This window comes from Plantactinospora sp. A48 (assembly GCF_055793945.1).
The window spans coordinates 1-13,870 of the sequence record NZ_JBTIXF010000034.1; the positions used below are offsets into that span (position 1 = coordinate 1).

Annotated in this window: 12 protein-coding genes; 7 read left to right on the plus strand and 5 right to left on the minus strand. The window is 70.1% G+C overall.

The window, feature by feature from the left end; translation table 11 throughout:
• Positions 1 to 122: 122 nt before the first annotated feature.
• Positions 123 to 1,742 (minus strand): peptide ABC transporter substrate-binding protein, encoded by a 1,620-nt coding sequence (locus tag ACXN5W_RS18225; RefSeq protein ID WP_473159514.1) that lies wholly within the window; start codon positions 1,740 to 1,742, stop codon positions 123 to 125.
• Positions 1,743 to 1,988: 246 nt separating this feature from the next.
• Here ACXN5W_RS18225 and ACXN5W_RS18230 point away from each other — a divergent pair, with 246 nt between their 5' ends.
• Both ACXN5W_RS18230 and ACXN5W_RS18235 read left to right on the plus strand, forming a co-directional pair.
• On the plus strand, positions 1,989 to 2,849 hold the full coding sequence (locus ACXN5W_RS18230; protein WP_473159515.1) for a bifunctional methylenetetrahydrofolate dehydrogenase/methenyltetrahydrofolate cyclohydrolase: 861 nt from the start codon (positions 1,989 to 1,991) through the stop codon (positions 2,847 to 2,849).
• Between the two features lie 217 nt (positions 2,850 to 3,066).
• Positions 3,067 to 4,017, plus strand: a complete 951-nt coding sequence (locus ACXN5W_RS18235; protein WP_473159516.1) for a malate dehydrogenase — start codon at positions 3,067 to 3,069, stop codon at positions 4,015 to 4,017.
• A gap of 80 nt (positions 4,018 to 4,097) precedes the next feature.
• On the opposite strand, the gene ACXN5W_RS18240 is transcribed toward ACXN5W_RS18235, so the two are convergent.
• Positions 4,098 to 4,961 carry a TetR/AcrR family transcriptional regulator C-terminal domain-containing protein gene (locus tag ACXN5W_RS18240; protein ID WP_473159517.1) on the minus strand — a complete coding sequence of 288 codons (864 nt, stop codon included), beginning with the start codon at positions 4,959 to 4,961 and terminating at the stop codon, positions 4,098 to 4,100.
• A 74-nt stretch (positions 4,962 to 5,035) separates the two neighbouring features.
• Between ACXN5W_RS18240 and ACXN5W_RS18245 the strand changes: the two genes are divergently transcribed.
• Together ACXN5W_RS18245 and ACXN5W_RS18250 are read left to right on the plus strand one after the other, a co-directional pair.
• A complete protein-coding gene (locus ACXN5W_RS18245) occupies positions 5,036 to 5,434 on the plus strand; it encodes a VOC family protein (RefSeq protein WP_473159518.1) in 399 nt (132 codons plus the stop codon).
• Between the two features lie 57 nt (positions 5,435 to 5,491).
• A complete protein-coding gene (locus ACXN5W_RS18250) occupies positions 5,492 to 6,709 on the plus strand; it encodes an NADP-dependent isocitrate dehydrogenase (protein ID WP_473159519.1) in 1,218 nt (405 codons plus the stop codon).
• A 503-nt stretch (positions 6,710 to 7,212) separates the two neighbouring features.
• Here ACXN5W_RS18250 and galT read toward each other — a convergent pair.
• The 3 genes from galT to cysC form a co-directional block, all read right to left on the minus strand.
• Positions 7,213 to 8,292: a galactose-1-phosphate uridylyltransferase gene (galT, locus tag ACXN5W_RS18255; protein ID WP_473159520.1), complete on the minus strand. Its 1,080-nt coding sequence runs from the start codon at positions 8,290 to 8,292 to the stop codon at positions 7,213 to 7,215.
• Positions 8,289 to 9,071 carry a DeoR/GlpR family DNA-binding transcription regulator gene (locus tag ACXN5W_RS18260; protein WP_473159521.1) on the minus strand — a complete coding sequence of 261 codons (783 nt, stop codon included), beginning with the start codon at positions 9,069 to 9,071 and terminating at the stop codon, positions 8,289 to 8,291. Before ACXN5W_RS18260 ends, galT begins: the two co-directional genes overlap by 4 nt.
• Before the next feature lie 200 nt (positions 9,072 to 9,271).
• Positions 9,272 to 10,801 carry an adenylyl-sulfate kinase gene (cysC, locus tag ACXN5W_RS18265; protein ID WP_473159522.1) on the minus strand — a complete coding sequence of 510 codons (1,530 nt, stop codon included), beginning with the start codon at positions 10,799 to 10,801 and terminating at the stop codon, positions 9,272 to 9,274.
• Positions 10,802 to 11,091: 290 nt separating this feature from the next.
• Between cysC and ACXN5W_RS18270 the strand changes: the two genes are divergently transcribed.
• From ACXN5W_RS18270 to ACXN5W_RS18280, 3 genes are read left to right on the plus strand one after another with little or no spacing between them, the layout of a single operon-like run.
• A complete protein-coding gene (locus ACXN5W_RS18270) occupies positions 11,092 to 12,012 on the plus strand; it encodes an ABC transporter ATP-binding protein (protein WP_473159523.1) in 921 nt (306 codons plus the stop codon).
• Positions 11,999 to 12,904, plus strand: a complete 906-nt coding sequence (locus ACXN5W_RS18275; RefSeq protein WP_473159524.1) for an ABC transporter permease — start codon at positions 11,999 to 12,001, stop codon at positions 12,902 to 12,904. Before ACXN5W_RS18270 ends, ACXN5W_RS18275 begins: the two co-directional genes overlap by 14 nt.
• Entirely contained in the window at positions 12,901 to 13,863 is a 963-nt protein-coding gene (locus tag ACXN5W_RS18280) for an ABC transporter ATP-binding protein (RefSeq protein WP_473159525.1), read from the plus strand. Before ACXN5W_RS18275 ends, ACXN5W_RS18280 begins: the two co-directional genes overlap by 4 nt.
• Positions 13,864 to 13,870: the final 7 nt, after the last annotated feature.

A 13,870-nucleotide genomic window follows, 5' to 3' on the forward strand; every position in this document is an offset into this window, starting at 1 on the left:
GAAGGGGGGGGGGAAAACAACCTTGTGGGGGGGGCACGTTGAGTGTTTGCTCCCAACACCCCCCCACCCCTGGGTGTGCCCCGCCAACCGGCCGGGGCCGGGCGGCGGGGCGACGCCTCAGGTCAGGCGGACTCGATCTTCAGCAGGTTGACCCGCTGGAACAGGTCCATCTCGACGTTCTTGACCTTGCTGGAGAACCCGTAGACGTTCTGGCCGAAGCGCAGCGGGATCACCGGCAGGTCCTTGGCCAGGATGTCCTCGGCCTGCTGGTACTTCTTGATCGCCTCGTCCTGGGTGGGCGCCGCGGCGCCCTCCTTGACCAGCTTGTCGAACTGCTTGTTGCTGTAGCCGTAGTAGTTCGACGAGCCGTTGGTGCTGTACAGCGGGCCGAGGTAGTCCTCCATGGACGGGTAGTCCATGACCCACGCCATCCGGAACAGACCCACCGGCTGCTTCTTCTCGACCTTGGTCAGCAGGTCGGCGAACTTCGGCTCGGCCGCGCCCACGCAGTCGACCCCGAGGTTGGCCTTGAGCTGGTTGCAGGTCGCGTCGACCCAGTCCTTGTGCCCACCGTCGCCGTTGTAGGAGATGGTGATCTTCGACGGGCCGCCGGCGGCGGTGTAGAGCTGCTTGGCCTTCGCGACGTCGAACTTCGCGGCGTCACCGGCGGTGTCCGGACGGTAGCCCGGGACCACGGGGGAGACGAACGACCGGGCCGACTCCTGCGAACCCTTGAAGATCGACTGAGTGATGGCGTCCCGGTCGATCGCCATGGAGATCGCGCGCCGGACGTCCGGGTTGCTGAACTCCTTCTGGAAGGTCGGGAACGCCAGGAACTGGAACGACGACATCGGGCTGCTCTGGAAGCGGTCGCCCAGGTCGGTCGGCGCGGTGCTCAGGTTCTCCGTGGGCACCGTGGGCAGGACGTCCAGGTTGTCCGCGAGGACATCCGCGTACGCCGCCGTGAGCTGCTGGTAGATCCGGAACTCGACGTCGTTCACCTTGGGCTTCTCACCCGGGAAGGCGTCGTACTTCGCCACCTCGATCTTCGAGTCGTGCTGCCAGTTGCCCTTGATCTGGAACGGGCCCTGACCGATCGGGGCGTTCTCGTAGTCCGCCTTCAACTCGCCCGGAGCCGAGAACGCCGCCTGCGGCAGCGGGTAGAAGGCCGTGTAGCCGAGCATGGTCTTGAAGTCGATGTACGGCTCAGCCAGGGTGACCGTGAAGGTGAGGTCGTCGACCTTCTTCAACCCGGACAGCGTCTTCGCCTTCGGGGTGACCGCGTTGCCCTTCGAGTCCGTCGACTGCAGGTCGTCGTAGCCGGCGATCTTCTCGAAGAAGTAGCTGTTGCCCTGACCGTTGGGGCCGTACGCCCCGTAGTTCCAGGCGTTGAGATAGTTGTCCGACGTGACCTTCTCGCCGTTGTGGAAGGTGTAGCCGGGCTTGAGCTTGATCGTCCAGACCTTGTTGTCCGTGCTGGTCACCGACTGGGCGGCCACCTCGTACGGCTTGTTCTGGGCGTCGTAGTCGACGAGCGGGCTGAACAGCGCGGCCAGCACCTGGGCGCCGGACGTCTCGCTGGTGTTGGTCGGCACCAGGTGCTGCGGCTCGGCGATCTCGATGCTCACCGCGCCGCTGGCCTTGCCGGAGCCGGAGCCACCGTCGCCGGTGCCGCAGGCCGCCAGGCCCAGCGTGGCGGCGAGCGGTAGCGCGGCCCAGGCGACGAGCCTGCGAACCTGCATGGGGGGTCCTCCTCATCTGCTGATGTCACACAGGAACCGGCCATGGTTACGCTGCGCAACGCTGGGCAAAGGTAGGTCGTTCGGGCTTAGCCGACAAATGCCCGCCCAGCAGGTCTGGGCCGAGTGCGTCGGGTGCCCGGTTTTCGACCACCCAGAGTGAGCAAGCACACGATTACTCTCGGTGGTGGCACCGAACTGTCCCGGGTGCGCCGATCGGCCTGCGCCACCGCGTGAGACGATCGAGGAGTGACGGCGACCGTTCTGGATGGCAAGGCGACCGCGGCCGAGATCAAGGATGAACTGCGCACCCGGGTGAAGGCGCTCGCCGAGCGTGGTGTCCAGCCGGGGCTCGGCACCGTGCTGGTGGGCGAGGATCCGGGCTCGCAGGCCTACGTCAACGGCAAGCACCGGGACTGCGCCGAGGTGGGCATCGCGTCCATCCGGCGGGAACTACCGGCCGACGCCAGCCAGGAACAGGTCGAGGCCGTGGTGGCCGAACTGAACGCCGATCCGGCCTGCCACGGCTACATCGTGCAACTGCCGCTGCCACCCCAGATCGACACACAGCGGATCCTTGAGCTGATCGACCCCGACAAGGACGCCGACGGGCTGCACCCGGTCAATCTGGGCCGGCTCGTGCTCGGCTATCCGGGCCCGCTGCCGTGTACCCCCCGGGGCATCGTCGACCTGCTCCGCCGGCACGACGTGGCGCTGCGCGGTGCCGAGGTCGCCGTGGTCGGCCGGGGCAACACCGTGGGCCGTCCGCTGGGCCTGCTGCTGACCCGGCGTACCGAGAACGCCACGGTGACCCTCTGCCACACCGGCACCCTCGATCTGGCCGCGCACACCCGGGCGGCGGACATCGTCATCGTGGCGGCCGGCGTACCGGGGCTGCTCACCGCCGACATGGTCCGGCCCGGCGCGGTCGTCGTGGACGTCGGGATCACCCGGGTGATCGGCGCGGACGGCAAGGGCCGGTACACCGGCGACGTCGCCCCGGAGGTGACCGAGGTCGCCGGCGCGGTCGTCCCGATGCCCGGCGGGGTCGGCCCGATGACCCGCGCCATGCTGCTGACCAACGTCGTCGAACGCGCCGAACGCGGCTGAGGGGTAAGGAAGGGCACCTTGTTATCGCTTTTTGTATAGCAAGGGCCCCTTGTTAACGCTTCGGCGCGGCTCGCCGATCCGGGGCGGCTGCCGGGGGCGTGGGATCCTGCGGCGGCGGACGGGTGATCCGCTGAACCGGCGCCGTCCCTGCCGGGTGGGGTGACACCATGGCTGGTGCGGCCGGAAAACCCGTCTGGGATCAAAGAATGGGACGACCATGGGCAAAAAGGTCACTGTCGTCGGCGCCGGTTTCTACGGGTCGACGACCGCGCAGCGCCTTGCCGAGTACGACGTCTTCGACACCGTGGTGATCACCGACATCGTCGAGGGCAAGCCCGAGGGCCTGGCCCTGGACCTGAACCAGTCCCGGCCGATCGAGGGCTTCGAGACCAGGGTCGTCGGCCAGACCACCGGCAGGGACGGCGAGGGGTACGAGATCATCGAGGGCTCGGACGTCGTGGTGATCACCGCGGGCCTGCCGCGCAAACCGGGCATGAGCCGGATGGACCTGCTGGCCACGAACGCCAAGATCGTCCGACAGGTGGCCGAACAGGTCGCGCGGCACGCCCCGAACGCCGTCGTGATCGTGGTGTCCAACCCGCTGGACGAGATGACCGCGCTGGCCCAACTCGCCACCGGGTTCCCGCCCAACCGGGTACTCGGCCAGGCCGGCATGCTGGACACCGCCCGGTTCAGCAACTTCGTCGCCGAGGCGCTTTCCGTACTGGTGTCCTCGGTGCGGACGCTGACCCTTGGCTCGCACGGCGACACCATGGTGCCGGTGCCGTCCCAGAGCAAGGTGCACGGCCGGCCGCTGCGCGAGGCCATGCCAGCCGAGCAGATCGAGGAACTGGTGGTCCGGACCCGCAACGGTGGTGCCGAGGTGGTGGCGCTACTGAAGACCGGTTCGGCCTACTTCGCCCCGTCCGCGGCGGCGGCCCGGATGGCCAGGGCGGTCGCCGAGGACTCCGGCAAGGTCATGCCGGTCTGCGCGTGGGTCGACGGCGAGTACGGCATCTCGGGCGTCTACCTGGGCGTCGAGGCCGAGATCGGTGCCGAGGGCGTACGCCGGGTGGTCGAGACGGATCTGGACGTCGACGAGCTGGCCAGTCTCAAGGAGGCGGCCGAGGCGGTCCGGGCCAAGCAGGGCGACATCTCGGACATGTAGCGTCGCCGGCCGTTGTTGGTCGGGCAGTGCGTTAACAGGGGGCCCTTGCTATACAAAAAGCGATAACAAGGTGCCCTTCCTTACCTGCGGGGGCTGTCGATCAGGGCGGCCAGGCCGTCCAGCACACGCTCCAGGCCGAATTCGTACGCGTGGTCCGGGTCGTACGCGCTGTCGTGTGCGGTGCCAGCCGCCGTCCCGACCCGGGTGGCGACCGGATACGCCCGTTCGTCCAGTACCCGGGCCAGCAGTGGGCCGTTGGCCGCCCACCACTGCTGGTCGGTCTGGGCGCTCTCTCGGCGGGCGGTCCGGACCTCCTCGGCGGACCGGGCCGCCGCCCGGACGAAGTCGAGCAGGTAGGTCAGTGCGGCGTCCCGGGTCACGTCGTCCAGGCCGGTGTCATCGAGCGCTCGCAATTCGTAGTCGTACTTCGCCATCAGCCCCGGGCCGAGCGGCGGGCGACCGGTCGCGACGGCCGCGGCCCACGGATGCGCCGCGAACAGCGCCCGGTTGTCGGCGGCCACCGCCGCCAGCCGGGTCCGCCAGGGCTGCCCGGTGCGGTCGGGGCGGGGCATCCGGGCGTACACCTCGTCGAGCATCAGGTCGAGCAGTTCGGCCTTGCCCGGGACGTACGTGTAGACGCTCATCGGGGCGATCCGGACCTCCTGCGCCACCCGCCGCATGGTCACCGCGTCCGGTCCCTCGGCGTCGGCGACCGCGATGGCGGCGGCCACCACCTCGTCCACCGACCGGCCCTGGCGCGGCCCGCGCCGCCGCCCACCAGCACCCGGGCTGTCGCCACCGGCGCCTCGGTCACCGGCACCGGGACCACCGGCGTCCGGGCCACCGGCGGCCAGTGGATCGGCGGCCGGGTTGTCGGTGGTCTGCCGCCAGAGCAGTTCGAGGGTACGACTCGGATCGCCGGCTCCGCTGCGGTGGCTGGTCACCGGATCATCCTGTCATCGTCAAACTCTGTACAATGTACGAAGTTAATTTGCCGTACTGACCCTCGGGGGACCCCATGCAGATCACCGCCTCCGCTATCTCGCTCAACGTCGATGATGTCCGCGCCTCGGCCGACTTCGCCGTCCGGCACTTCGGCTTCGTCGAGGAGATGGCGGACGACGGCTTCGTCTCGCTGGCCCGGCCCGACGCCGGGTTCAACCTGATCTTCCTGCGTACCGGCAAGCGGAACATCAAGCCGGCGGACCTGCGCGACCGGCGGGCGGCCGGCCTGATCGTGGCGTTCGTGGTGACCGACATCGACGCCGAGTACGACCGGATCCGGTCCGAGGGGGTGGAGATCACCACTCCGATCGAGACCGAACCCTGGGGCGAGCGCTACTTCCAGGTGACCGATCCGAACGGGGTGATCCTGCAACTCGTGCAGTGGATTCACCAGCCCGGCGCGATGGCCTGATCGCATGCAGTACGCTCGTACTGCTTGAGCATGTCCCCCGAGAGGAGCGCCGGCCGAATGGCGAAGATCAAGGTAACCAACCCGGTCGTGGAGCTCGACGGCGACGAGATGACCCGGATCATCTGGAAGCAGATCCGTGAGCAGCTGATCCTGCCCTACCTCGACGTCGACCTGCACTACTACGACCTGTCGATCCAGCACCGGGACGAGACCGACGACCAGGTGACCATCGACGCAGCCAACGCCATCAAGCAGCACGGCGTGGGAGTCAAGTGCGCCACCATCACCCCGGACGAGGCTCGGGTCGAGGAGTTCGGCCTGAAGAAGATGTGGCGGTCGCCGAACGGGACGATCCGGAACATCCTCGGCGGCGTCGTCTTCCGCGAGCCGATCATCATGTCCAACGTGCCGCGGCTGGTCCCCGGCTGGACCAAGCCGATCATCATCGGCCGGCACGCGCACGGCGACCAGTACAAGGCCACCGACTTCGTTGTCCCCGGACCCGGCACGGTGACCATCACGTACACGCCGGCCGACGGTGGCGCACCCGTCGAGATGGAGGTCGCCAAGTTCCCCGGCGGCGGCGTCACGATGGGCATGTACAACTTCGACGAGAGCATCCGGGACTTCGCCCGCGCCTCGCTGCGGTACGGCCTCGACCGCGGCTACCCGGTCTACCTGTCCACCAAGAACACGATCCTCAAGGCGTACGACGGCCGGTTCAAGGACATCTTCGCCGAGGTGTTCGAGACCGAGTTCAAGGCCGAGTTCGACGCCGCGGGCATCACCTACGAGCACCGGCTGATCGACGACATGGTCGCCGCCGCGCTCAAGTGGGAGGGTGGCTTCGTCTGGGCCTGCAAGAACTACGACGGTGACGTGCAGTCCGACACCGTCGCGCAGGGCTTCGGCTCGCTCGGCCTGATGACCTCGGTGCTGATGACGCCGGACGGCCGGACCGTCGAGGCCGAGGCCGCGCACGGCACCGTCACCCGGCACTACCGGCAGTGGCAGAAGGGCGAGAAGACCTCGACCAACCCGATCGCCTCGATCTACGCCTGGACCCGCGGCCTGGCCCACCGGGGCAAGCTGGACAACACCCCGGCGGTCACCGAGTTCGCCAACACCCTGGAGCAGGTCATCGTGGAGACCGTCGAGGGCGGTCAGATGACCAAGGACCTCTCGCTGCTGATCTCCCGGGACGCCCCGTGGCAGACCACCGACGAGTTCATGGCCACGCTCGACGCGAACCTGGCCCGCAAGCTCACCGCCTGAGGTGGAAGGAAGGGCCCCTTGTTATCGCTTTTCGTATAACAGGGGGCCCTTCTTAACGCCCGCGTCCGGCTGATCCGCTGGACCCAGCCGTCACCGGACAGCGACCCCCATCGTTGTACTGAGTGGACGTGATGCCAGTCGCGTCCGGGAGATCGCCCGACCGGCGGCACCCGTCAGGGTGTGGTCCGGTGCCTCCCCGGCTGTCCCCGCACAGCCAGCCGTCCCTTCCCAGAGCGGGGGCCCTGTCCCGGGCCCCCGCTCCCCGCTGGGCACCTGGCAAGTCCTCAACCGCTGGCATTCGGGGTCGCTGACACCGGCTGGCCCGGTACCGGGCGGGTCCTCAACCTCTGGCCGTCGGATTCGCTGACGCCCGCCGGTCCGGCGCTTCGGCAGCGCCGCGACCTTCGGCCTCCAACCTGCCCCGCGACATACCGTCGGCGGCGGCGTTAACAAGGGGCCCTTGCTATACAAAAAGCGATAACAAGGGGCCCTTCCTTTCACCCTCAGGCGGCGTCGCGGAGGCGTTGGGCGGCCTGCTCGGGGGTGATGTCGTTGATGAAGACGCCCATCGCCGACTCCGAACCGGCGAGGTACTTGAGCTTGTCGGCGGCCCGGCGGACGCTGAACAGCTGCAGGTGCAGGTGGGCCAGTTCCCGGTCGATCCGGACCGGGGCCTGGTGCCAGGCCGCGATGTACGGCATCGGCTTGTCGAACAGGGCGTCGAACCGGCGCAGCACGTCCAGGTACAGCGGCCCGAACGCGTCCCGCTCCGCGTCGTCGAGCGCCGGGATGTCCGGCACCATCCGGTGCGGCGCCACGTGTACCTCGAACGGCCACCGCGCGGCCGCCGGGACGTACGCGGTCCAGTGCTCGTTGCCGGCCACCACCCGGTCGCCCGCGGCCCGCTCGGCGGCCAGCACGTCGGCGTACAGGTTGCGACCGCCGGTGGCCTCGGCGTGCCGGCGGGCGGCGGCCAGCATCGCCCGGCCACGCGGCGTCACGAATGGGTACGCGTAGATCTGCCCGTGCGGATGGTGCAGCGTGACGCCGATCTCCACCCCCCGGTTCTCGAAGCAGAAGACCTGCTCCACGCCCGGCAGTTCGGACAGGTGGGCGGTGCGGTCGGCCCACGCCTCGACGACGGTGCGGACCCGCTCCGGGGGCAGCGTGGCGAACGAGGCGTTGTGGTCGGCGGTGAAGCAGACCACCTCGCAGCGGCCGATTCCCGGTCGGACCGGCGTGTACGGGGTCAGCTCGGGCGGCAGGTCGGCCACCCGGTCGCTGAGCGAGGGGAACCGGTTCTCGAAGACCGCCACGTCGTAGTCGTACGCCGGGATCTCGGTGGACCGGTCCGGGGTGGAGGGGTCGAGTGGGCACTGGTCGGCGGGCGGCAGGAACGTGCGGGTCTGCCGGTGTGCCGCCACCGCCACCCACTCGTCCACCAGCGGGTCGTACCGCAGTTGCGAGGAAGGCGGCGGCGGTGGCAGGTCCCGCCGGTCCGGCATGCTCCGGTCGGCGTCGTCCCGCTCGTCGAAGTAGATCAGCTCCCGCCCGTCGGCGAGTCGCACCGGGGTGCGTTTCATCCCGTCCCATCCTCCACGATCAACAATTCGACTCCCTGTTCGGTCAGGCTGTTCCGGGCGGCCAGCGGCAGTCCGGCGTCGGAGATCACGGTGTGCGCCGCGGACAGGCCGGCGATGGAGGAGATACCCACGGTTCCCCACTTCGTGCCGTCGGCCAGCACCACCAGCCGGTCGGCGGCGGCGACCAGGGCCCGGTCGGTGTCCGCCTCCATCAGGTTGGGCGTGGTGTATCCGGCCCGTTCGCTCATCCCGTGTACGCCGAGGAAGAGCAGGTCCAGGTGCAGCGACCGGATCGCGGTCACCGCCACCGGGCCGACGAGGGCGTCCGACGGGGTACGCACCCCGCCGGTGAGCACCACCGTCTGGTCCGGTCGGCCGCCCCGGTGGAAGACCTCGGCGACCGGGATCGAGTTGGTCACCACGGTCAGCCGGGGCACCTCGACGAGCCGGCGGGCCAACTCGGCGGTGGTCGTACCGGCGGAGAGCGCGATCGCCGTCCCGGGCTGGACCAGCGTGGCCGCCCGGCGGGCGATGGCGCTCTTCTCGGCGCGTTGGCGGTCGGACTTGGCCGCGAACCCGGGCTCGTCGGTGGATCCGGACTGGGCCCGGGTGGCGCCGCCGTGGACCTTGGCCAGCAGTCCGAGCTCGGCGAGCGTGTCCAGGTCCCGGCGGATGGTCATGTCCGAGACGCCGAACTCGGTCGCGAGATCACTGACCCGCACCCCGCCGGTGGCCCGGACCCGGTCGAGGATCGCCGCCTGCCGCTGCTGGGCCAGCACTACCGATCCTCAACCCGCATCATGAGGCGACCTTACGTTATCGCACGGAATCCAACAAATCCAAACATCCGTCAGTACGGCCAGACACGGCAGACACGGCGAAGCACGGTCGGGCACGGTCGGGCACGGCGAGGCGGCCAGCGGTGGCCGGGTACGGCGAGGTGGGGCGTAAGCGGGAGGGTCCGGGGACCCGGGGGCGGTCAGGTCGGCTGGATGCGCGGTTCGATCCAGCCGTTGTCGGTCAGGTGCTCCCAGACGGCCTGCACGGCCTCCGCCACGGTGAACGCGCTGGTGTCCAGCACCAGATCGGCGTCTGTGGGCTCCTCGTACGGGTCGTCGATGCCGGTCATCCCGGTCAGCTGGCCCGCCCGCGCACGGGCGTACAGCCCCTTCCGGTCCCGCCGCTCACACACCTCGAGCGGGGTGGCGACATGGACCAGCACGAAGCCGGCACCGGCGGTCTGGGCCATCTCCCGGGCGGTCCGGCGGGCCTGCGCGTACGGTGCGATCGGGCAGCACAGCGCCATGCCCCGGTGCCGGGCGATCTCGGCGGCGACCCAGCCGATCCGCCGGACGTTCAGATCCCGGTCGGACTTGCTGAAGCCGAGCCCGGCGGACAGCTCCCGGCGGACCACGTCGCCGTCCAACAGGGTCACCGTCCGGTCACCGCTCTCCCGCAGCGCGTCAGCCAGGTTGCGGGCGATGGTGGACTTGCCCGACCCGGACAGCCCGGTGAAGAAGACCACCAGACCGCGGTGCCGGCGCGGCGGCCGGGCCCGGATCAGCTCCTTGGCCACGGCGGGCGGGGTGTGCCACTCGGGCAGCGGGAACCCGCGGTCGAGCAGGTCCTCGATCTCGTCGGGGCGCAACGGCAGACGGCGGTTGCGGGGCGGAATGTCGTCCCGCCACCGCCACTGCCCGTCCCGGTTGTCGTAGGCCAGTTCGCGCGGGACGAGCACCCGGAGGCCGCCGCCGGAGAGCATCTCGCCGGTCGAGAGCAGGTGGGTGACGCCGTACGCGGCGGCCACCCGGGCGCGCAGCAGCGCGTCGGAGATCTCGTCACCGCGTCGGGCCAGCGGCACCGTGATCAACGTGGCCGGTGGCATCCGGTCCCGGGCGGCGAACACGCTCCGGACCAGCACCTCGGGTGGCAGACCGTCCGGGGTGGATCCGCTGGTCGGGATCAGGATGAGCAGGTGCGCCGCGAGGGTCCGGGCGGCCTGCGCGATCTGCGCGAGCTGCGGGCGGTGCAGCGGTCGGTCGGCGATGACCCCGAGCACCCGGCCCGGCGGGAGCAGGCCGCGTACCTCGTCGGGGGTGCGGCGCAGCCGCTGGAACGGCCCGTGTCCGCCGTCACCGAGCCGGCGAACCGGTCCGCCGAGGCCGGCCATCCCGTCCCGGGCCGTCCAGATGTCGGTGATCTCCATGAGCGCGATCGGCGCGCCCTCGGCGTCGGTGAGCACCAGGGCGCGGTGCAACGGATCACCGAGTTCGAGGTCACCGGCCAGGTCCGCCGGGACCTGGAGGGTGACCGGGACCGACCACGTCGTGTCGTCGGCCAGCCGCCCCCGACGGGCCACCGAGGTGAGATCGGCCCGGCTCATGAAGCCGGTCAGCGGCGCGTACGCCCCGTCGAGCAGCAGTTCCAGATCGGCCAGTTCATGGGGCCGCGGCGTGTACGCCGGCGCATCGCGCAGCACCTCGTCGGGTAGCGCCCACCCGTTGCTCATCGAACCCCCAACATCCCGACCGGCTTTACAGTTTCTCAGTCGACCGGCGATCGGTCGAGAGCGCCACTCCCGTATCCCGGTCGATGACGCGGGTCAATCACCCGCCGGCGCCTCCGGGCGGCCCGTCGGACACCGCCGCACCCGTCGGACCCGACCGTATCCGGCGACCTCGCCGGTCGCCGTCGGCCTCGTGGCCTACGGCTATACCCCGAGACACCCGTACCGAGGATCAGGGAACGACCAGGGTCGGGCGGGCTCCCGGCGGATACCTGGGGTTCTAGGCTGGGTCGGTGACAATCATCACGACCCAGTCGCTCACCAAGACGTACGGCGGACGGGTGACCGCGCTGGCCGACCTCACCGTCACGGTCGAGCCGGGCATCGTCGGGCTGGTCGGCGCCAACGGGGCGGGCAAGTCCACCTTCATCAAGATCATGCTCGGTCTGCTGCCGCCGACCAGTGGCCAGGCGCGGGTGCTCGGCATCGACCCGGTCACCGACCCGGCGGCCGTGCGGACCCGGGTCGGGTACATGCCCGAACACGACTGCCTGCCGCCCGACCTGACCGCCTCCGAGTTCGTCACCCACATGGGTCGGATCGGCGGCCTGCCCAGGACCGCCGCCCGGGAGCGGGCCTCCGAGGCGCTGCGGCACGTCGGGCTGTACGAGGAGCGCTACCGGCAGGTGGGCGGCTACTCCACCGGCATGAAGCAGCGGGTCAAGCTGGCCCAGGCGCTGGTGCATGATCCCGACCTGCTGCTGCTGGACGAGCCGACCAACGGGCTGGACCCGGCCGGCCGGGATGCCATGCTCACCCTCATCCACCGGATCGGCACCGAGTTCGGCATCTCCGTGGTCGTCTGTTCCCACCTGCTCGGCGAGGTGGAACGGATCTGCGACGCGCTGGTCGCGATCGAGGGCGGCCGGCTGCTGCGCTCGGCGAACATGGCCGCCATGACCACGGCCACCGACGTGCTGTCCATCGAGGTCAGCGAGGGTACGGAGGTTCTCGCCGCCCGGTTGGCCGAGCTCAGCCTGTCGGTGCGCCAGGACGGCCGGCTGCTGCTCGTACCCCTCGCCGAGGAGCGGACCTACGACCTGATCATGACCGCGGTGGCCGACCTGGACCTGCCGCTGCATCGCCTCGACCAGCGCCGGCACCGCGTCGCCGAGCTGTTCGCCACCAAGGAGGCCGCAAGTGTCAACGGCTGACGTACGCCCCGCCGCCGCGCCGGACGGGGTGATCCATGACATCGGCTACCGGCGCTACACGGGTCCCCGGCTGGGCCGCCGGCACATCGTCGGCGCGCTCTACGTACACGCTCTGCGTACCGCGTTCGGGTTGGGCCGCAGCGCCAAGGCCAAGATCTTCCCCTGGCTGATCGTCGCCATCGTGACGGTGGTCGCCGCCGTGCTCATCGCGGTACGCGCCAAGTTCGGCCAGGTGGTGTTCACCTACGCCCAGTTCGCCAGCCAGATGAGCTGGTTGGTCATCTTCTTCGTCGCGATCGTCGCGCCCGAACTGGTCTCCCGGGACCTGCGCAGTGGCGTCCTGCCGCTGTACTTCTCCCGGCCGCTGAACCGGTCCGACTACGCCCTGGCCAAGTTCGCCGCCCTGGCCACCGCCGTCTGGCTGCTGCTGGGCGGCCCCCAGCTGCTGATGTTCATCGGCGCGGCGTTCTCCACCGGCAAGGGGCTGAGCGGGGCCTGGCACGAGTTCACCGATCTGGTGCCGGGGCTGCTCTTCGCCGGCATCTGGGCACTGGTCTTCGCGTCCGTCGCGCTGCTGATCGCCGCGCTGAGCGGTAAGCGCGCCATCGCGGCCGGCGCGGTGGTGGCGGTGTTCCTGATGACCACGCCGGTCGTCGGCGTGCTGTCGGTGCTGCCCTCGCGGACCGCCAACCAGCTCGCCGGGCTCGCCTCGCCGAGCAGCCTGGTGACCGGGGTCGGTTCCTGGCTGTTCCACCGGGTGCTGTCCGCGAACAACTACGGCATGCTGCCGATCGGCCACTTCGGCCCGCTCTACGGCGCGGTCGCCCTGATCCTGGTGGCCGGCTGCGTCGCGCTGCTGCTGGCCCGCTACCGGAAGGTCGCCGCCCGATGAGCACCCTGCACACCGCGCCCGCACCGGTCGAGCGGGACGCCGCCCCGACCACCTCGGTCGAGCTGGCCGGGGTGTCCCGGTGGTACGGCAACGTGGTCGCGGTCAACGACATCACCATGACGATCGGCCCCGGCGTGACCGGCCTGCTCGGACCCAACGGGGCCGGCAAGACCACCCTGCTGCACATGATGGCCGGGTTCCTGTCCCCGTCCCGGGGTCAGGTCACCATCGGGGACGAACCGACCTGGCGCAACCCGGACATCTACCGCCGCCTCGGCCTGGTCAGCGAGCGGGAGGCCGTCCACACGTTCCTGTCCGGGTACGAGTTCGTGCTCGCCAGCGCCCGGCTGCACCGGCTGGCCAAACCGGACGAGGCGGCCCGGCGGGCGGTGGAACTGGTCGAGATGACCGACGCGCAGAACCGCCGGATCGAGACGTACTCCAAGGGCATGCGCCAGCGGATCCGGGTGGCGGCGGCGCTGGTCCACGACCCGCAGGTGCTGCTGCTCGACGAGCCGTTCAACGGGATGGACCCGAGGCAGCGGCTGCACATGATGGAACTGCTGCACCGGCTCGGCGGGGCCGGCCGGACCATCCTGTTCAGCTCGCACATCCTCGAGGAGGTCGAGCAGCTCTCCGGCACCGTGCAGGTGATCGTGGCCGGCCGGCTGGCCGCCTCCGGGGACTTCCGGACCATCCGACGGCTGATGACCAACCGGCCACACGTCTTCGTGATCCAGTCCACCGACGACCGGGCGCTGGCCGTGGCGCTGATGGCCGAGGCGTCGGTGACCGGCGTCGAACTGGACCGGACCGGCCTGACCGTACGGGCCGGCGACTACGGCAGCTTCACCCGGGCGCTGCCGAAACTCGCGCTCCGTTCGGGCATCCGGGTCCGCCGGCTGATCCCGTCCGACGAGTCCCTGGAGAGCGTCTTCTCCTACCTGGTGGAGGCATGACAGTGAG